Origin of the sequence: Erwinia sp. (assembly GCF_049696395.1) — a bacterium.
GTDB lineage: Bacteria > Pseudomonadota > Gammaproteobacteria > Enterobacterales > Enterobacteriaceae > Erwinia.
The window spans coordinates 1-19,664 of record NZ_JBAVTT010000002.1 but is presented as its reverse complement, the minus strand read 5'-3'; the positions used below and the strand labels follow the sequence as shown (position 1 = coordinate 19,664).

At 54.7% G+C, this 19,664-nt stretch carries 18 protein-coding genes; 9 read left to right on the top strand and 9 right to left on the bottom strand.

The features are described from left to right. Window positions 1-17: 17 nt before the first annotated feature. From prfA to WCC56_RS00150, 5 genes are all read left to right on the top strand, one after another. A complete protein-coding gene (gene prfA, locus WCC56_RS00170) occupies window positions 18-1,100 on the top strand; it encodes a peptide chain release factor 1 (RefSeq protein WP_424690416.1) in 1,083 nt (360 codons plus the stop codon). Next, the gene (gene prmC / locus WCC56_RS00165) at window positions 1,100-1,948 is read left to right on the top strand and encodes a peptide chain release factor N(5)-glutamine methyltransferase (protein ID WP_424690415.1); all 849 of its coding nucleotides are present in this window, start codon (window positions 1,100-1,102) and stop codon (window positions 1,946-1,948) included. The genes prfA and prmC overlap by 1 nt, the downstream gene beginning before the upstream one ends. A 78-nt stretch (window positions 1,949-2,026) precedes the next feature. Then, window positions 2,027-2,836: an invasion regulator SirB1 gene (sirB1, locus tag WCC56_RS00160; protein WP_424690433.1), complete on the top strand. Its 810-nt coding sequence runs from the start codon at window positions 2,027-2,029 to the stop codon at window positions 2,834-2,836. Window positions 2,837-2,855: 19 nt separating this feature from the next. Continuing rightward, window positions 2,856-3,710, top strand: coding sequence for a 3-deoxy-8-phosphooctulonate synthase (gene kdsA / locus WCC56_RS00155; RefSeq protein ID WP_424690414.1), 855 nt, complete (start codon window positions 2,856-2,858; stop codon window positions 3,708-3,710). Between the two features lie 36 nt (window positions 3,711-3,746). Continuing rightward, a complete protein-coding gene (locus WCC56_RS00150; protein WP_424690432.1) occupies window positions 3,747-4,157 on the top strand; it encodes an META domain-containing protein in 411 nt (136 codons plus the stop codon). Between the two features lie 76 nt (window positions 4,158-4,233). Here WCC56_RS00150 and chaA read toward each other — a convergent pair whose 3' ends face one another. Next, window positions 4,234-5,331: a sodium-potassium/proton antiporter ChaA gene (gene chaA, locus WCC56_RS00145; protein WP_424690413.1), complete on the bottom strand. Its 1,098-nt coding sequence runs from the start codon at window positions 5,329-5,331 to the stop codon at window positions 4,234-4,236. A gap of 616 nt (window positions 5,332-5,947) precedes the next feature. On the opposite strand from chaA, the gene WCC56_RS00140 reads away from it, so the two are divergent. Beyond that, window positions 5,948-6,625 (top strand): gamma-glutamylcyclotransferase, encoded by a 678-nt coding sequence (locus WCC56_RS00140; protein ID WP_424690412.1) that lies wholly within the window; start codon window positions 5,948-5,950, stop codon window positions 6,623-6,625. Window positions 6,626-6,641: 16 nt separating this feature from the next. On the opposite strand, the gene WCC56_RS00135 is transcribed toward WCC56_RS00140, so the two are convergent. The 8 genes from WCC56_RS00135 to WCC56_RS00100 all read right to left on the bottom strand — a co-directional run bounded on the left by WCC56_RS00135 (window position 6,642) and on the right by WCC56_RS00100 (window position 15,719). Beyond that, on the bottom strand, window positions 6,642-8,087 hold the full coding sequence (locus WCC56_RS00135) for a serine/threonine protein kinase (protein ID WP_424690411.1): 1,446 nt from the start codon (window positions 8,085-8,087) through the stop codon (window positions 6,642-6,644). 15 nt (window positions 8,088-8,102) lie between these two features. Then, complete coding sequence (locus tag WCC56_RS00130; protein ID WP_424690410.1) at window positions 8,103-9,053, bottom strand: hypothetical protein; 951 nt, start codon at window positions 9,051-9,053, stop codon at window positions 8,103-8,105. Between the two features lie 14 nt (window positions 9,054-9,067). Next, window positions 9,068-9,844, bottom strand: a complete 777-nt coding sequence (locus WCC56_RS00125; RefSeq protein ID WP_424690409.1) for a PP2C family protein-serine/threonine phosphatase — start codon at window positions 9,842-9,844, stop codon at window positions 9,068-9,070. Continuing rightward, window positions 9,841-11,007, bottom strand: coding sequence for a type VI secretion system-associated FHA domain protein TagH (gene tagH / locus WCC56_RS00120; RefSeq protein ID WP_424690408.1), 1,167 nt, complete (start codon window positions 11,005-11,007; stop codon window positions 9,841-9,843). Before tagH ends, WCC56_RS00125 begins: the two co-directional genes overlap by 4 nt. 38 nt (window positions 11,008-11,045) lie before the next feature. Continuing rightward, the gene (gene tagF, locus WCC56_RS00115; RefSeq protein WP_424690407.1) at window positions 11,046-11,744 is read right to left on the bottom strand and encodes a type VI secretion system-associated protein TagF; all 699 of its coding nucleotides are present in this window, start codon (window positions 11,742-11,744) and stop codon (window positions 11,046-11,048) included. 16 nt (window positions 11,745-11,760) lie between these two features. Beyond that, window positions 11,761-13,881: a type VI secretion system membrane subunit TssM gene (tssM, locus tag WCC56_RS00110; RefSeq protein WP_424690406.1), complete on the bottom strand. Its 2,121-nt coding sequence runs from the start codon at window positions 13,879-13,881 to the stop codon at window positions 11,761-11,763. After that, a complete protein-coding gene (icmH, locus tag WCC56_RS00105) occupies window positions 13,881-15,107 on the bottom strand; it encodes a type IVB secretion system protein IcmH/DotU (RefSeq protein ID WP_424690405.1) in 1,227 nt (408 codons plus the stop codon). Before icmH ends, tssM begins: the two co-directional genes overlap by 1 nt. A gap of 99 nt (window positions 15,108-15,206) precedes the next feature. Then, entirely contained in the window at window positions 15,207-15,719 is a 513-nt protein-coding gene (locus WCC56_RS00100; protein ID WP_424690404.1) for an SH3 domain-containing protein, read from the bottom strand. Between the two features lie 450 nt (window positions 15,720-16,169). Between WCC56_RS00100 and WCC56_RS00095 the strand changes: the two genes are divergently transcribed. The 3 genes from WCC56_RS00095 to WCC56_RS00085 form a co-directional block, all read left to right on the top strand. Then, complete coding sequence (locus WCC56_RS00095) at window positions 16,170-17,456, top strand: nitrate- and nitrite sensing domain-containing protein (protein WP_424690403.1); 1,287 nt, start codon at window positions 16,170-16,172, stop codon at window positions 17,454-17,456. 272 nt (window positions 17,457-17,728) lie between these two features. Further along, window positions 17,729-18,991: a CmpA/NrtA family ABC transporter substrate-binding protein gene (locus WCC56_RS00090; protein ID WP_424690402.1), complete on the top strand. Its 1,263-nt coding sequence runs from the start codon at window positions 17,729-17,731 to the stop codon at window positions 18,989-18,991. Next, a partial coding sequence (locus tag WCC56_RS00085; RefSeq protein ID WP_424690401.1) for an ABC transporter permease occupies window positions 18,988-19,664 on the top strand: 677 nt, incomplete at its 3' end. The genes WCC56_RS00090 and WCC56_RS00085, both read left to right, overlap by 4 nt.

Below are 19,664 nucleotides of genomic sequence, written 5' to 3'. Positions count from 1 at the left end.
AAGGTAAAACAACACCAATGAAGCCTTCTATTGTTGCCAAACTGGAAGCCTTGCAGGAACGCCATGAAGAAGTTGAGGCGATGCTGGGCGATGCGGGCGTCATTGCCGATCAGGACCGTTTCCGTGCCTTGTCACGCGAATATGCTCAGCTGACCGATGTCAGCCAGTGTTTTCGTCGCTGGCAGCAGAACCAGCAAGATATCGCCGCAGCGGAAGAGATGCTGGACGATCCTGAAATGCGCGATATGGCGCAGGAAGAGTTAAAAGAAGCCCGTGCCGCCAGCGAACAGCTGGAGCAGGAGCTGCAGGTTCTTCTGTTGCCGAAAGATCCCGATGACGAACGTAACTGTTATCTGGAAGTGCGCGCCGGAACCGGTGGCGATGAAGCCGCTATTTTCGCTGGCGATCTGTTCCGTATGTACAGCCGCTATGCGGAAATGCGTCGCTGGAAAATAGAGATCTTGAGCACCAACGACGGTGAACACGGTGGTTATAAAGAAGTGATCGCTAAAGTGATTGGCGACGGCGCTTACGGGCGTTTGAAGTTTGAATCAGGTGGTCACCGCGTGCAGCGTGTTCCTGAGACCGAATCTCAGGGCCGTATTCATACTTCTGCCTGCACTGTGGCAGTGATGCCTGAGCTGCCAGAAGCGGAAATGCCGGAAATTAACGCTGGCGACCTGAAAATCGATACCTTCCGCTCCTCGGGCGCGGGTGGTCAGCACGTTAACACCACCGACTCTGCAATCCGTATTACCCACTTGCCAACCGGCATCGTGGTGGAGTGTCAGGACGAACGTTCACAGCACAAGAACAAAGCAAAAGCGTTGTCGGTGTTGGGGGCGCGTATCCGTGCGGCAGAAACCGCCAGATTGCATCAGGAAGAAGCTTCGACCCGTCGTAACCTGTTGGGGACCGGTGACCGTTCCGACCGTAACCGCACGTATAACTACCCGCAGGGTCGTATCACCGACCACCGCATCAACCTGACGCTTTACCGTCTGGACGAAGCGATGCAGGGCAAGCTGGATATGCTGATTGAACCCATCGTGCAGGAATATCAGGCCGATCAGCTGGCCGCTCTGTCCGGTCAGGATTAATGACCGTACGCCAGTGGTTGCGGGCAGCCATTGCCCGCCTGGCGGGCAGTGAAAGCCCAAAGCGGGATGCTGAAATCCTGCTGGAGTTCGTCACTGGCAAATCCCGCAGCTGGATTATCGCGTTTGATGACAGCGAACTGAGCGCTGAACAGCTCAGCCAGCTGGACGGATTACTGGCTCGCCGTGCAAACGGCGAGCCAGTTGCCTATCTGACCGGACAACGCGAGTTCTGGTCATTGTCTCTTACCGTTTCCCCCGATACGCTTATCCCCCGTCCTGATACCGAACTGCTGGTAGAACAGGCGCTGGCTCGTCTTCCTGCCGCTTCAGGAAAAATCCTCGATCTGGGCACCGGCACGGGGGCGATTGCTTTAGCCATTGCCAGTGAGCGGCCTGATTGCCAGGTCATCGGTGTCGATCGCATTGCTGCAGCCGTCACGCTGGCAGAAAGTAATGCGCAGCGTCTGGGTATTGCCAATGCCGAATTTCGTCTGAGTCACTGGTTCAGCGCGGTATCCGCTGAGCACTTCACGCTGATTGTCAGCAATCCTCCTTATATTGATGCTGCGGATGACCATCTTCAGCAGGGCGACGTGCGCTTTGAGCCAGACAGCGCATTGATTGCTGCCGACAGTGGACTGGCCGATATCAAACAGATAGCGGCCGAAGCAGGTGAGTATTTGCTTCCCGGCGGCTGGTTATTGTTCGAGCATGGCTGGCAGCAAGCAGCTGAAGTGCGAGAGATCCTAGAGCAGAATAATTTTGCTTGTATTGCCACCTGTCAGGATTATGGCGGCAACGATCGTGTGACTTATGCACAAAAACGGTCACTGAAGACAAGAGAATGACTGAATGGCGAGGTCCCCGGCTGACTGGGAGGCTGTTTGGCGGTATCATCTATGGAAAATGCCATTGTTGGGGAGTGTATGACGTCGATAGCAAATGTTGATCTCACAGTGTTACCACTGTGCGAGGCGGTAATAGCGGCCACCAAAGCTATCCGCCCCGATTTCCCTGCTGAAGACGTGAATAAGCAGTTAGCGGCCCTGGTAGCAGAGGCCCGCGCAGCAATTCCACAGCAGTTGGAGCAGGACAAGCAGCTTGAGAAGTTGATCGAGCTGTTCTGGAAACAGTGGGGTTTTGGCGGCGCCAGCGGCGTTTATCGGCTGTCTGACACCCTGTGGCTGGATAATGTCCTCAGAACCCGTCAGGGAACGGCTGTCTCTTTAGGCATCCTTTTCCTGCATATCGCCGGTCAGCTGTCGTTACCGCTGATGCCGGTTATTTTCCCTACTCAGCTCATTTTACGTGCCGATTGGATCGACGAAGAGATGTGGTTAATCAACCCGTTCAATGGCGATACCCTCGACGAACATACGCTGGAAGTGTGGCTGAAGGGCAATATTGGCCCGGTTGCAGAGCTCTATGACGACGATCTGCAGGAAGCCGAACCTCAGCTGGTGTTGAATAAAATGCTCGATACGCTGAAATCCGCGCTGATGGAAGAGAAGCAGATGGAGCTGGCGCTGCAGGTAAGCCAGGTTCTGGTGCAAATGGACCCGGAAGATCCTTACGAAATTCGCGACCGTGGGCTGATTTTTGCCCAGTTAGAGTGCGAGCATGTGGCTTTAACCGATTTGACCTACTTCGTTGAACAGTGTCCTGAGGACCCGGTCAGCGAGATGATTAAGCTGCAAATTCATTCGATAGAACAAAAACAGATTACGCTGCATTAACAGAAAATAAGGCGAAGACATGAAACAGAAAGTGGTTAACATTGGCGATATCAAGGTAGCAAACGACCTGCCGTTCGTGCTGTTTGGTGGCATGAACGTGCTGGAATCACGCGATCTGGCGATGCGCATCTGTGAGCATTACGTCACCGTGACCCAGAAGCTTGGTATCCCGTACGTGTTTAAAGCCTCATTCGACAAGGCCAACCGCTCTTCCATCCACTCTTACCGTGGCCCAGGCCTGGAAGAGGGAATGCGTATGTTCCAGGACATTAAAGCGGCCTTCGGCGTGAAAGTGATCACCGATGTACATGAAGCCAGCCAGGCTCAGACCGTGGCTGACGTCGTGGATGTGATCCAGCTGCCAGCTTTCCTGGCACGTCAGACGGACCTGGTTGAAGCGATGGCCAAAACCGGCGCCGTGATCAATGTGAAGAAGCCGCAGTTCGTCAGTCCTGGTCAGATGGGTAACATCGTTGATAAGTTTGCTGAAGGCGGTAACGACAAAGTGATCCTGTGCGATCGCGGTGCCAACTTCGGTTACGACAACCTGGTTGTTGATATGCTTGGCTTCAACGTGATGAAGCAAGTGTCTAACGGTAGCCCGGTTATCTTCGACGTGACTCATGCTCTGCAATGCCGTGACCCGTTTGGTTCCGCTTCTGGCGGCCGTCGTGGTCAGGTTACTGAGCTGGCGCGTGCCGGTATGGCGATAGGCCTGTCTGGTCTGTTTATCGAAGCTCACCCGGATCCGGCTAACGCGAAATGCGACGGTCCTTCCGCGTTACCGCTGGATAAACTGGAGCCATTCCTGGCACAGATGAAAGCGATTGATGACCTGGTAAAAAGCTTCCCGGAGCTGGACACCAGCAACTGATAGTCTGTTAAGGACATTCAGGACAAGGAGTGGATGATGAAAAGAACAACCTTAGTGTTAACGGCTGCCCTGTTACTGGGCGGCTGCAGTGCAGCTTCCCAGCAGGGGGAGCAGACTACGCTGGCTAACCGTAACTTTGTACTGACTACCGTTGATGGTCAGTCCATCAGCGCCCCTCAGGGCATGAAGCCGGGGATCAATTTTAGCGAGGATATGCGCGTCACAGGCGTGATGTGTAATCGCTTCTTTGGTCAGGGAACGCTGAAAGACAACGTGCTTAGCGTGCCGAAGATGGCTTCAACCCGCATGATGTGCAGCGATCCCAAGCTGAATCAGTGGGAGATGACCATCGGCAAAATGCTGACATCCGGCGCTACTGTTAAGCTAGAGCAGAACACTTTGACGCTGGAAGGGGCAGGCCACTCGCTGGTCTATCTCGCTCAGTAACTCTTCTTCAGTCTGTCAAATGCAGGCGGGGCGAATTTAATTCGCCCCGCCTTTTTTTATGCCTTGAGTTAACGGCTTACAGCATGATGGTCATCAGATATCCGACAAACAGCGCCAGATGCGCCGCCCCGTTCAGCACGTTGGTTCTGCCAGTTGAGAAGGAGATCTGGCACAGCAACAGCGCGGAAATCATCATCACCATCTGCGGCGGCTCAAGGCCGAAGATCAGCTGCTGGCCGGTCAGGGTAGCAATAATCGTGACCGCCGGAACCGTCAGCGAGATGGTCGCCAGCACGGAGCCGAAGAACAGGTTCATCGCACGCTGAACCTGATTAGCCAACACGGCTTTGATCGCGCCCAGACCTTCAGGGGAGAGGATCAGTAAGGCCACCAGGAAGCCGGTAAACTGCTCAGGCGCATTCAGGGTAGTCAGCAACGACTCCAGAGGCGTGGCATTCATCTTGGTTACGGCAATCACCGCGACAAGGTGCACAATCAGCCAGCCAGAGTGCCAGACGTTCGAGTGGGCTGAAGGCTTGCCGTGGTGCGGGTCATCGCCATCACCTTCATCCTCATGTTCGTAAACAAACAGGCTCTGGTGCGTTTTCGTCTGAATTAAGAGGAACACGCCATACATGGCGGCAGAAATCGCGGAAATCAGCAGCGCCTGGCCGATGGAGAAATTGCCGCCTGGCAGCGCATTAGGAAACACCAGCACCAGAATGCCCAACGGGAAGATAGCGATAAGATACTGCTTCACCCCGGCCAGGTTAACATACTGTGTAGCGAACTTACGCCCACCTAGCAGTAGCGCCGCTCCAACCAACCCGCAGGTCACAATCATGATGATGGAATAGAGCGTGTCGCGCATTAACGCCGGTGCAGCATCTCCGGTCGCCATCAGGGCTGAGATCAGGCTGACTTCAAGGATCACCACCGACAGGCTGAGGATCAGCGAGCCGTAGGGTTCCCCCAAACGGTGAGCAAGCACATCAGCATGGCGCACCACGCTAAAGGCGCTGCTAAGGATAGCGACCAGGGCAATAAGGTTGATAGTGATAACAATGGGAAACGAGCTTGAGGCACCCCAAAACCACAGAATAGCCAGCGCGGCGAGGGGAAGGAGCAGGGAAGTTTCTTTGTGGCGTGTTTTAACGCCTTCATGGGCACTCATAGGCTTATTTTTCCTTGTTTATCTGTCCTGTTTGCCTGAATTCAGGGAACACCTGCAGGCATAAATACTAGCATTGAACTGAACTGGTTATATTACAAGCAGCGGAATTGTAACGGATTATCCGGTTAAAACCTGTACTCTTTACTGAAATTTACAGCTCTGTGCTGTTTTTAACGCAAATGGTCGATAACTGAGTCTTTAAGTGGCTATCATACTGTATTGGAATATCTTATTTCATCCTAATTAAAGATTAAATCTGTTTTTTAGAGGAGTTGAATCAATTTTTGCTAGCTAAATAAGGGCTGTAGGAAGATTAAGTCATCAGAGTGCATAAATAACCTCATTTAAGGTAATTACCCAAGTTTGCCGCTTTGGAATCGTCAAATGCCGCTGAGGATCCCCTCTGTTCTGCGCATTGACTCTTAAGTTTCAGTCTAAAATGCCGATTATAAAGTTAAGTGAAATTTTTTCTTTTGTGACGCGGTTCAAACTTGATTGCGCGTGGCGAATGGCATAGGGTCATTGATAGCGTTGAAACAATAAGTTTCTTAATAATGTCATCTCAGGGACGACGAAATGCAGTGGCAGGGAGTGAGCAGTGGCGGGAGGAGAGGTTATGTTAACAAGAGATTTCCTGTTAAAAGCGGATTGTAAGACAGCTTTTGGTGCTATTGAGGAATCGTTGTTATGGACCTGTGAGCAACGGGCCGCCTCATTAGCCGCTACGCTGGCCTGTCGTCCCAATCATAGTCCGGTGTGGATTTTTGGTTACGGCTCGCTGATGTGGAACCCGGTCTTCGAATCAGATGAAGCCGCGGAAGGGACGTTGGAAGGCTGGCATCGGGCATTTTGTCTGCGGTTAACCGCAGGCCGAGGCACGGCTACCCAGCCGGGACGCATGCTGGCTTTAAAAGAGGGCGGTGAGACTACCGGGCTGGCGTATCGCCTGCCGGAAGAGAAGCTGCATGAAGAGCTGGAACTGCTGTGGAAGCGCGAGATGGTGACAGGATGCTACCTACCCACCTGGTGCGAACTGAAGCTGGCAGATGGCCGTACGGTCACGGCGATGGCATTTGTGATGGATCCGCGCCATGCCCTGTATGAATCCGACTCCTGCCCGAAAACTATTGCTCCGCTGATCGCTCAAGCCAGCGGTCCGTTAGGCACCAACGCGCAATATCTTTTCTCGCTTGAACAGGAGTTAAAGAAGCGGGGCTTGTATGACGACTGCCTGACAGACCTGGTACAGCGCGTCCGTGAGCTTCAGCAGTGCCATAACAATATGGTGGGCTAGTCCCACCCTTGCACGCCTACACGCCCGGATTAATCAGCCAGGTTCCCGCTTTGTTGATCTCCAGCTGCTGGCTATGCACAGCAGTGGCGGAGTGTACCTCAATTTTATAACTTCCCGCCGCCAGGTTAAGCGAAGCATAGCCATTGTTATTGGGCTTCACATCCATTGGCATGCCGTTAAGCAAAACGGTTTCTCCGGTAGTCAGCCTCAGATAGACCGTTGCCAGCATCGGCCCGGTGTTTAACGGAGTGGCCGGAGCCGTTGTACTGGCAACCGGGGCCGAAGCCTCTGCCGCACCAGCTTCTGCAGACTGCTCTGGGGCTTTATCGCCCCCACGATCCAGCGCCACAACCAGCCCGATAACGGCAAGCAGCGCCACGCTACTCAACACGACCAGCGGTTTGGAAAGCTTACGGGAGGCGCGCTGGCTGACAATTTCAGCGGCTCCAGCCGCAGGGTTGACCGCAATCATCACCGGTTCAGGAACGGGTTCAGGCTCGGTCATCGGTTCGTAAGTCGGTTCAGAAATAGGGGTGACCGCTGTCACTAACTGCTCTACCGTACTGACAGGTAGCTCAATCAGCGCGGCCAGCTCGTCGATAGTCTGCGGGCGGTCCTGAGGTTTCATCGCCAGCGACTGGTCGATAGCGTTCAGCAACGACAGAGAGAAGCCTTCTGGCCTCAGCTGGGTTAGCGGCTGATAGCGATCTTCAATGCAGCGCACCACGCTGACTGGAGGAGGACTTCCGGTAACCAGCGTATGCAGTACGGCTCCCAGGGCGTAAATATCCGTCCAGGGTCCCTGATCGCTGTCGCTCTCTTCGCTGTACTGCTCGATAGGCGCATAGCCAGGCTTCAGCATAATCTCGGTTTCATCCGAGAGATTGCCAATTTCTTTGCGCGCAGAGCCAAAGTCCAGCAGAACCGGCAGCTGGTTTTCCTGAATCTGGATATTGTCCAGGGAGATATCACGGTGCAGATAACCGCCGCGATGAATGGTATCGATGGCGCCAAATAACGGCGGCAATAGCTGACGGATCCAGCTATCCGTTACGCTCTCCGGACTCCCTTGCTGCCACTCTTTCAGCGTCATGCCGCTGTAATAGAGCGTGCCCATATACGCGGTGCCGTTCTCTTCCCAGAAGCGCAAAACATGCAGCAAACCAGGGTGATTGAAGCGGGCCAGCAGGCGGGCCTCCTGAATAAAACTGTTCAGACCGGCGTTGAATAACTTCTGATAGCGTTCACCGCGCAGCACGATGGTCAGATCGTCCTCGCGGGATGCCAGCGAAATCGGCAGATACTCTTTGATCGCAATAGTGCGCTCAAGCAAATGGTCCCAGGCACGATAAACAATCCCGAAGCCGCCGCCGCCAATCACTTCCTTGATTTCAAACTCATTAAAACGGTGCCCGGCCGGAAGGGCATTGGGAACAGTTTTGGTCTTTTCGTTCGCCGACATAGTATCCATCCGGAGTTAGTTAACGGTGCGCCAGGCGCCAATAGCCGGATCGGCCAGGTCTGCATGCAGGTCATCAACCAGCAGCACGGTAATTTTGGCGTTCGGAGCCATCACCGTAGCCCAGGCTTTACGTAAAGCATCCACCCGGGTTTTCAGTTGTTCTGGATCGGTAGCCTGGGTTTTGTCCATTTTAACCAGCATCACGCCATCAAACGACCAGACATGCTGTGTGGCATTAAACGGCAGCAGTAACCAGCTGTCAGGTGCATCGGATTTTGCGGCCACCAGGCGCTGGTTATTGGCGGCAACGATGTCGAGCACGCCGGAGGCCGGGTGAATATTTTTCAGCGGATAGCCCTGATAGAACTGCACGGCAACCGGCTCGGCTTTGCCATTACTGGAAAGCGTCAGTTCGCTGGGGCCTTCCAGCCAGCCTTCCGTTGAACAGGTCAGTCTTTTGCTGTCAGGAATAAACAGCGACTGGCCTTTGTCATCCCACCAGGTACGGAAATGGCAGCCAGCAGGCAGGTCAAAATGCTGCAAAGGCGCGCTGTTAGCAGGCTGCGAAAGATCGAGTGGCGAAGCATTGCTGGCGGTCGCCGCGGCGGTAGCATCGGCAATCACAATCGGTCGCCAGCTCTGCTCTTTAGAGGCGGTTCCCGTTGCCAGCACTGACCCGGCATCATTGGTCATCTGCCACGGCAGTTCGACCAGCTTGCCGCACTGATTTTGCAACAGGTTGCCTACACGGGGCAGAAAAGTCGTCAACACGCTGGACTCTTTGCTTTTGCCGGAGACGATACGCAAATGAATGTTTTCCTGGCACCAGTCCTGCGGCGCATTACTCTCCACGTTATCAATAAACACTTCCAGCGCCAGGCTGGGAGAGTAAACCACGCGGTAATCTTCAGCCTGTGCGGCAGTTGCTATCAACAATGTGGCAGTAGCTGGCAACCAGAATTTCATAGCGATCCTTGGTATTAATCACGCGGCGGTAAAAAACGAGCCGAATCCGCCATCGATTGTAAAAGGGTGGTTTCCTGTGGCGAGCCAACCCAAACGGCCACAGCACTCAAATTGTCTTTTTTTTCACTGCGGTTAATGGCTTTTTGCATCAGTGCCAGCCACTCTTCAGGCGAGTTAACCATCCGCAAGGCCTGTTCCATTTCCTGGGGCGTCAGGCTGCACCAGAATCCGTCAGTGCAGACCAGAAAGGCGTCACCATCTTCCAGCTGCATCACATCGCTGTAGCTGACTGGAAGCGTGCCATCCGCGCCGAGCGCATTATAAAGTAAATTACTGTTAATACCGGAATTATCAACACCGGCCTCTTTCATTTGCTGGGCCAGACTGTGGTCACGAGTCACCGTATGGATAAACCCCCGACGGAAGTGATAAACACGGCTGTCACCAGCGTGGGCCCACCACGAGCGTTGCTGCACGCGGTCGATAAACAGGGCGGCAAGCGTGGTGCTCATCCGGTGAAAATTCAGATTATTCCTCTGCGCCAGACGGATGGCCTGATCGGCTTTAGTGACCCAATTTTCGGTATCAGCTGGATTAATGGGCCGATCGTCAAGCAGTTCGCCCAGCAGCGAGTCCCGGGCAAGTCTGGCGGCGATCTCGCCACCTTCCGTGCCCGCCACGCCATCGCAGACTAAAAAACAGGCAGAATGTACGCCTGTATGCGCGCCTGTTTCGTCCTGATTGCTCTCTCTTGCACCAATTTGTGAGGTCGAAGCAAAGTTAATCTTCATTCATCTTCCGGTCGGATTTGTGAGTCTTTGTACTGATTGACTTCCATGTCGTAGGCCTGCAGGAAAGCATCACCAAACAGGGTATGAAAATCATCCTCAATTTCGCCTGAGGTATTTTGATAATGGCGTTGATAAGCTTCCCACATCGCGGCTTTTTTACTGCCAGGCAGACCAAATTTCGGCAGGGCACCCTCACGCTTAGCGTGATCTTCAAGCCGCTGCGGATTAAAGGATTGCAGCATGGCGGCGATAATAGCGCGAATACCGGCAATCATCCCCAGCTGATGCGCCTGAAGGTCGACCAGCGCATCGCGGACGGCTTGCTCAGGCGGCATAAAACCGGGCATCTGACTTTGATAAATCTGCATCAGCACGGTTTTGCCTGACGGCAGAATTTTAAAGGGATTATTGGCTTCATTCAGGATCATGGTCATCTCTGCCTTCACTCCGCGCTTAAGAATAGAGCGGGAGGAGAGCAACGCAACGGTGCCCTGAGAAAACAGGCTGAGCATTCTGCCGGTGATCCGCAGCTGATCTTCGGTCAGATCGGGTTTACCCTGGCCATGCTCCAGGCCCATTCCTTCCATCAACGCGGCGAGAAGCCGTTCAGAGTTGCAGTCCGTGACCGCTCTTTCGTTGTGAGGGGCGTCATAACTGAGCGGCTCGATACCCAGTCTGGCGTCATTTTGCCGGGCGGTTCGTGCCGCCATCTGTTCGGCTGTCTGCCCATCTGACGGGGGAATCAGCAGGGGTTCTTCTTCCAGCAGGATCCCCAACGGATCGGCGGGCAGGGAGTGATCTTCACTAAACAGCGAGAGCGGGTCGACATCGCTGAAAGGCTTTTCATCTGCTCTGGCAGGATCGCTGACCTGGATCTGGTAATCACCAATACCCAGCAGGTCGCCATGTTGCAGCGCAATCTGGCTGCCGCGAGACAGCGGTGCCTGATTGTGTAACACCGCAATTACGCTGCCGTGGCTGGTCAGCCGGCAGTCGCCGCTACTGGCAACGTGAACCACCGCCTGCAGACGAGAAATGGCCCGTTCGTCATCGGGAAGAACCAGATCGTTATCCACGCTGCGGCCAATGGTGCCGCCTGGGGCAATAAAGTCACAGGCGGTGACTGGCGCCCCGGTTCTGCTCTCAACAATGGTAAATCGCATGCGCTTTTCCTGAAGCCAGGGCCAGAGGCCAAATAACTCTATTCAAACATCGGAGGATAGAGTCCATGTCGACCCGGTTGCGCTACAGCGGCCGGATCGAATAATTGTGAAAAAAGCTGGGCGGTGAGATTGCCGCTGTGTTTATGGCTGGCCAGAGGATAGCCGTCACTTTGATTGGTCCACCAGTAGCTGGTGTACTGGCCCGGATTAAAGCGTTGTGCCACTTCATGCCAGTCTAAAGTACAGGGAAGATCCTGATAACCAATCACATCCATAATGTCCGATCTGCCGGTGTCCGGAAGCGACAACGGCGGCAAAGAAAGCAGCGCACGGCTCAGTACGTCAGGCGTAGCGTTAGCCGTGATCGCCTGATGCAATGTCTTGCCAAGGTTACTGAACCACTCACCGGAAACCGCTAACTGCGCAGGGTGCCAGAGTCCGACCGGCACGCTTTGTACGGCTAAAAGTGGCCACGCGCGTCCTACTCTGTCGCGCGAGGCGACCAGGCAGCCAATTTGCACCCGCTGCACGCCAAGCGTAGCGGGCAAGGCAAAGTTCCACACCGGCGCACGGCTGAACAGCTCGGCATTGCGTTCACCGTGATGATGCCAGTGTGATAATCCCAGCTGGAACCAGTTTGACCAGCTGTTAACGGTCGCCTCAGGCAACTTGCGCTGAAGAAAATCACCGGTGGAGGGCAGCTTGCCGTACCACCCCAACTCTGTATTTTCTGCCATTGTGCTGACCTTCTGTTCAGGGAGCGTTAGCGGCTATCTGCGCAGGGGCAGGAATAATCACCGTGCCGATTTCCGGCTGATGCCCTGCATTTTCCAACTCCAATGCTAACTTTCTCATCATCAGAGTATTGTCCCGGATAAAGGGAGAACTCTGGATCTGGCGGTCAAGTAACTGGCTCAGGTGCCAGTCCAGCTGCTGGAGCTGGCGGGTGGTCACATTGGCGGGCAGAGTACGCTGAAGGTTCTGCATGACCCATCCCCGAAGAAACTCACCGTCATAGCTGCGTGGCTGATAAAGCATCTGATAAGCACGCAACGCATTGCGACTGAATTCACTGTCATCCCCTTTGTCCTGACGCAGGGTCTGGGTGATATTTTGCGCCACGCGAGGCAGCAACAGCGATTTCAGGGCATTTTGATAAAGGCCCCAGGCCGCATCACTGACCTGGTCGCCACGGTATAATCCGCCGCGCATGCTGACTGGTGGCGCTTCAAGCGAGAAACTTCCACTTTGCGGCAGTGCGATCAAACTGTTTAAGAAGGGTAGCAGATCCAGGATATCTCCGGAGTTATTGGCAGCCAGCTGTTTTGCCTGCTGGTTAACGTCACTCATCCGGTTGCCAACCTGCTGCAGATATTGCTGATTTTTATAGTAGCTGGTGGTCCAGAGCAGGGTGGCCATCATTAGCGCCAGGGCCAAAGAAGCATACCCTGCCCAGTGCAGCAGTCGGTTACGGTGCTCCCACGAGCGATCGCTGCCAGCCAGTCCACTTTCCGCAAAAATCATGTCATCCATCAGCGAGCGGATAAAATAGCTCTGGCCTTTGTTCGCCGGGATCGGCGCGTAGCGGTTAACCGAATCCCAGCTGGCGATAGACTGACCTGCCGCCTGAGGAAGCTGCAACTTGCGGTTTAACTCGCCCATTATGCGGTCAAACGGCAGCCCTTCCTGAGTGCCACTGGTGAAGAACACCCCGCGTACCGACCAGGGCATTTCGCCCTTTTCAGGTGAGAAAACGATATCGAGATACTCAGCCAGTAATGGCCGCAGAGAGGCAAACTCCTGAGGGAAGAGGAAGCACTCTGCGCGTAGCGTCAGATCACTTTCCCGCGCCATATTGGCGGCTAACTCTTCCTGTAAACGCAGAGTCAGGCTGCGGTACTTATCGTCGAACAGCTGATTAACAGCGAATTCACTGTTACGGTTATTTTCCCAGGGGAAACTGAAGCCCCAGATGCGATCGCGCTGAGCTTTATCCAGCGAACCGAAATAGCTCATAAACCCTTTCAGCAGGTCAGTTTTGGTCACCATCACATAGACAGGGAAATGGATGCCGGTCTGCTGATGCAGTTCTGACATACGCTGGCGCAACGCCGTCGCCTGAGTAAAGCGCGCTTCGGCAGAGTCGCTTAGCAGGTCGGCCACGCTGATGGTCATAATCACCCCGTTGATCGGCTGGCGCGTGCGGTAACGTTTCAACAAGGTGATAAAGGTTTGCCATTCGCTGGCATCTTTAGTGCGCTGACTTTCCTGCAGGGTATAACGGCCTGCGGTATCCAGCAGCACGGCATCTTCGGTAAACCACCAGTCACAATGACGGGTGCCACCTACGCCGCGCAGGGCTGATTTGCCGAAGCTGTCGCTAAGCGGAAACCTCAGACCCGAATTCACCAGGGCCGTTGTTTTCCCGGCACCTGGCGCGCCAACAATCATGTACCAGGGAAGCTGGTACAGATACTGTGCGTTCACGCGTTGCAGCCAGCCGCGGTTCTTTTTCTTCTCACCCCGTCCGCTAAACTGGGTTTTCTTGAGACGCATCGCCGCTTCATTAAAGCGGGTGCTGAGCAGCTCCTCGGTCATGGCCTGATCGGCGTGATCCACGTTGCCGTTCTGCAAATTGTTCAGCAGGCGCGAGTTAAACCAGGCGCGATAAAGCTGGGGGATCAGCTGGAAGACGATCCACAGAAAAAAGCACAGGCAGATCGCCAGTTGGCGATTCACCGCAGGCTCCAGCCAGTGGCTGCCACCGATCATCAGCTGCGGGCCAAGCATCCAGATTACTGCTGACAGTGCGCTGATGCCGATAAAGCCCCATAGCAGGCGGTTAAATATCAGGGAATAAAGGCGAGAAGACATCAGGGTTTCCCCGCTGGTGTGCTGTTGGTTTGAACTTCAGGCGCCGGGAAAAGCAGAATTTCCACCCGGCGATTTTGTGCCCGGTTCTCTTTACTGTCGTTGGGAAGCAGTGGATTGCTGTCGCCACGGCCTTCACCGCGGATCAAATGCCCGGGTTGGATCATTAACTTCTGCAATAACGAGGTCAGAGTATGGGCCTGTGCCAGCGAATATTCGTAATTAGAGGGGAAGCGGGCAGAGCGCACCGGTTGGTTATCGGTGTACACGCTGACCTGCAGAGTGCCTTTGATATTGTCCATGGCCGCGGCTATCCGCATCATGATAGCGCGGCCTGCTGGCGTTAAATCACTGGCACCCGGGTTGAACAGTTTATCGGCAGCAATAATCACTTTGCTGCTATTGGCGCCATCGGCAACATCCAGGGTTCGGTCCACGATCAGGTCATTCAGCCGCTGGCGTAAATCCAGAATGGCCTGAGAAGCGCTGGTGCGCCTGACGGGTTCAGCTTTTGGCAGCGGAGTCTGCCAGATGGCACGCAGCAAAGGTTCAGCCGTATTACCCAACCGCCAGTTAAGACCTGAATAAATCAGGCAGGCGATAAAGGCTGTCAGCGTGATACAAGCCCACAGCGGCACCGGGGGTCGCCAGAACGTGTTCTGGCTGGCCGGCGCTAAAGGCTGTAGCTCGTGTGGCGGTTGCTGCTGCACACGCGTATCGCTGATCAGCTGAGCAAGGCGGTTGCGCAGGGCATCACGCTGAAATTTCCCTTGATCCATCCCCCGGTAACGGCCTTCATAGCCGAGCAGCAGGCAATAGTGGATCACTTCAAGCAGGGGAAGATGCAACTGCGGATTTTGCGACACGCGTGAAAGCAGCTGAAAGACTTTTTCGCCGCCCCAACTCTCATTATGGAAGGTGACCAGCAGACCGTTGCCAGACCAGACGCCTCGCGTGCCCCACGGCGTCTGGGCTGCGGCTTCATCCAGCACGCTGCACAGGCAGTAGCGGGCACCAATGATCATGTCAAAGGGCAGGCCAGCTTGTTTGCAGCGGGTTTCAAACAGGCGGATCTCATCGACCAGTTGCTGACGCAAACCGGCAGGGTCGTCATGCGTGGCTGCCAGGCGGATCTGCACAATTGCATTCAGCAACGGTGCCGCTGCGGCCAGTAACGGGTTTTCTTGGCTGACGGACTGCGACATGTCAGCGGGGTATTCCGGGGTCATCAGGGTTTTACTGTCTCGGCTGTGTGGCACCAGCAAGGCTGATGCTTTGGTTCGTCTAGTCGGAAAGTGATTGCTGGCCTTCCGTGGCGCAGAACACTGTTATTCCAGAATCCAGGTAGCCGTGGCGTTGTTGCGGCAGGCTTTGCTCTGTCCACCGACATCTACACACACTTTTTTGGCGTTTTTACGCGGGCGGGGACGATCGCTTTTCAACGTAGCGTCATACAGATCGGATTTCACACCGGCTTTGAACGGTACGTAACCAATCAACTGTTCCTGATCGGGATCGGCAATGGCCAGCCAGTGATTTTCCACTTCGCCCAGCACGGTGAAGGGTTTGCCGTTTTCAAGATAACGGACATTTTTACCGCTGAAATCCGGGCTGGTCATCACCGAGGCGTTATACAACGCGCGGTAGGTCTCATTGACTGGGGTAAAAGATGTGGGTGCCTGAACCGCGTGACGGTGGGTAAATTTCACGCCATCCACCTCACTGGTCACGATGGTGTCATCCGTCATCGGCGGAGGAGGAGCCTTGCATCCGGACAGGGACAGCACTGCCAACAGGGTAAACGCGATGCTTATTTTCACATTGGTCCTCATGCATTTCATCAGTGTGTCTTATAGTCCACAGGCAAAACCCTACGTTCATTGTCAGCATTCGGCCAGAAAAGCCGCCCGGCGCATGAAAAATTAGTCAGGTTTACAGAAAGATAAATTCGTTGCCAGTTTACCTGACGCTTTTGAGAATGGGAACAATTGCAGGACGCCACTTTACATGATACTGACGCTCCCGAAGGTGACAATCTTTGCCAGAAAGGTGACAAAAAGTCAATTTGATTAGGATCGATAAACTGTTGTAAAGCCGCATGAATAGCGGCGCTCAAAGGGGATAGCCAATGTTAACAGCCGGTAGCCTTTAATCATTAATCTCACTAATATTTATTGTTGCACGAATATTTTCGCTCAACGCGGTATTTTCAGTTAAAAGCCAAAAGAAATCTGCTTGCGGCACAAGATTTGCTTATCTGTATCAGAGAACTCAACTTCGGAGACGGTTTGATGAGCAAAATCCTTCCCGCCGCCCTTTCCTGGCTGGTGGCTTCACATCAATGTGAACGCGCCGGTCTGCAAAATTTGCTGCACACGGGTCAATTGACTGAGGAGATCAGCCAATTGGTCCATGAGCTTCAGCGAGAGCGTGGTGCCAGCAATATCTGGATTTGCTCGCAGGGACAGTTATTTGGTGATGAATTGCCCGCGCGAGCAAGGCAGGTCAGTCTGGCGCTGAAAAGTGTGCTGGATCATCTGCCACCTCTTCCGGAAGCGGACAACGCCTGGGCTGGAAATCGTCGTCTTTACAGTCGGATAGCCGCTGCGCTTCACACCTTAAGTGAGCTGCCAGCGCTGCGTGAGAACGTCAGGCATTTTACGTTAAGCCATGCCGGGGCAATGGAGCAGTTCAACCAGATTATTCGAAAATTGCTGGACCTGGCTTTTGAGATGATCGACAGCTCCTCCGATCCGCAAGTCTCGCGGGCGTTGATCGCCATGTTCAGCTTTATGCAGGGGAAAGAGCTGGCAGGACAGGAGCGGGCCACCGGATCGGCAGGCTATGCTGCCGGGCAGTTTAGCGTGGAGCAGGGGGAAAGGATGGTGGCGCTAATTGAGGCGCAGGAACGCTGCTTTGCCAACTTCGCCCAGTTTGCCGATGCCCAAAGCCTGCAAAAATGGCGGGTTGTCAGCAGTAGCGAAAGCGAAGTTGAACGGCTGAGACGTATTGCCTGCACTCGCAGCACGCCGGACGAGCAGGGAGCAGAGATGGCTTTGCGTTGGTTTCAGTTAATGACCCGGCGTATTGACGGCCTGAAAACCATTGAAGATGGTCTGGCCCAGCACCTGATGCAGCGCTGCCGGGAGAGCCTGAAACTGGCGAGTTTACAGGCCCGTCATAGTGAAGCGGATATGCAGCTGGCGATGGCGCAGCTGGAGAACGAACCGGCCTACAGCGTGTACGTTGCCGGTAAAGACTGGCTGAAGCAGGAAGTGCAGTCGCTGGAAACCGGTGGACTGATGCCAAATCTGGGACGCACCGTGCTGGGACTGGTGCAGGAGCAGTCACAGCGCCTTCAGGCACAGGACGATGAGCTGGCGGCGATGCGGGCCACGCTAACTGAGCGGAAACAGATCGATCAGGCCAAAGCGCTGTTGATTCGTCTGCACGGTTTTAACGAAGAACAGGCCTGGCAAACCCTGAGAAAAATGGCCATGGATCAGAATCGCCGGATGGTGGATATCGCCAGCGCAGTGCTTTCTGTCGCGGCCGCATTCCCCTCTACTCCTAAGTGAGTAGTTGCACAAAGGGTGTGCGAATGGTGCCTCATGCTGGGGCACATTACCGTCCGCTTTTTGCCGTTCAACGGGGCAATTAACCCGTTTTTTTAAGAAGTTCAGGCAGTTGCCAATTCTGGCATAGCCTTTGCAATATCTCTGAACACAATAATGCATTTGTTTCGCCAATGGCGGTGAAGCGAGTGCTTTGGATAAAGGCGTCCAACCGCGTGCTTACAGCATGCTGGTCGGACGCCTTTTTTTATGGATTTTTTTCAGGAAGCCCAAAGATGAGCAAAACGAGTTTTCCGCTGTCCAGACGTCGATTCCTCGCCAGCAGTGCCCTGTTGGGCGGTGGCTATCTTGTCCCCGGCCTGATGAACAGCGTCTGGGCTGCAGGATCTGACGCGCCGGAGAAAACCAACATCCGCGTTGGCTTTATCCCTTTGACTGACTGCGCCCCGGTGGTGATGGCCTCAATCAAAGGGTTTGATAAAAAATACGGCATCACTATCACCCCGAGTAAAGAGGCCAGTTGGGCGGCAGTACGCGACAAATTAACCTCCGGTGAACTTGATGCAGCCCATGTGCTTTACGGCATGATTTACGGTCTGCAACTGGGCGTGGCGGGTCCTCAGCATGACATGGCCAACCTGATGACACTCAATCAAAACGGCCAGGCTATCACCTTGTCGAACCAGCTCAAAGAAGCTGGCGTGACCACGCTGGCCGGGCTGAAACAAGCCGTTGCTGCCAGGCCTGCCGGGACTTACACCTTTGCCCATACCTTCCCCACCAGCACGCACGCCATGTGGCTCTATTACTGGCTGGCCAAGGGTGGGATCAATCCTTTCGAAGACGTTCGCACCGTGGTGGTTCCTCCTCCGCAAATGGTGATGAACATGAAAATCGGCAACATGAGCGGCTACTGCGTGGGTGAGCCCTGGAACCAGCGGGCGATTAGCGACAACATCGGTTTCACCGCTGAAACCTCGCAAACCATCTGGCCGGATCACCCGGAAAAAATTCTGGGCACCCGCGCTGAGTGGGTGAAAGAGAACCCGAACAGTGCGCGTGCGCTGACCGCTGCGGTGCTGGAGGCGTCGCGCTGGATTGATGCTTCTGATGCCAACCGCAAGGAAACCGCGCAGGTCATTGCCGGACGCGCCTACCTCAATACTAAAGCCGAAACCATTGAAGGTCGCATGCTGGGCCAGTACGAAAATGGACTGGGCAAAACCTGGCAGGATGCTCACGCCATGCGTTTCTTCAATGACGGCGCCGTCAGCTTCCCGTGGCTCTCTGATGGCATGTGGTTCCTCACTCAGCAAAAACGCTGGGGCTTACTGAAGGAAGATCCTGACTATCTCGCCGTCGCGAAGCAAATCAACCGTATCGACATCTACAAACAGGCAGCCAGCGCGGTGGGCAATGTTTCCCTGCCTGCCAGCGAAATGCGCAGCAGCACCCTTATCGACGGCAAAGTCTGGGACGGAACAAACCCGGCTCAGTATGCCGCCAGCTTTGCTATCCACTCTGGAGGTCAGAAATGAAAAACCAGGCTCGGGTTGTGCCGCTACTGGCTGAAGTTACCCCGGTAAAAGCGGAAGTGATTAGCCTGAAAAGTCCAGCGGAGAGCGTTGCCGCGCCGAAGCGTAACTGGCTGAGGCCGGTGATCCAACGGACCATCCCAGGGATCTGCGGCATGTTGCTGCTGCTGGCTGTCTGGCAGATTGCCGCGCTCTACAGCAAAGGCTTCCCCGATCCGGCTTCCACCTGGGAGGCTGCAGTCACGCTGTTTGCCGATCCGTTTTATAACGCCGGGCCAAACGATCAGGGCATTGGTTGGAATGTGCTGGCCTCGCTGGAGCGAGTGGCTGTCGGCTTTGGCCTTGCCGCGCTGGTCGGCATTCCGGGGGGCTTCCTGCTGGGGCGCTTTACCTTCCTCGGCAGAATGTTCAGCCCGATCATCTCCCTGTTACGCCCGGTAAGCCCGCTGGCATGGTTACCGATTGGTCTGCTGCTGTTCCAGCGTGCCGAACCGGCTTCCAGCTGGACCATTTTCATCTGTTCTATCTGGCCGATGATCATCAACACCGCCGAGGGGGTCAAACGCATCCCTCAGGACTACCTGAACGTGGCGCGGGTGCTGCAACTCTCTGAATTCACCATTATGCGCAAGATCCTCTTTCCAGCCGTGCTGCCTGCCGTGCTGACCGGTGTCCG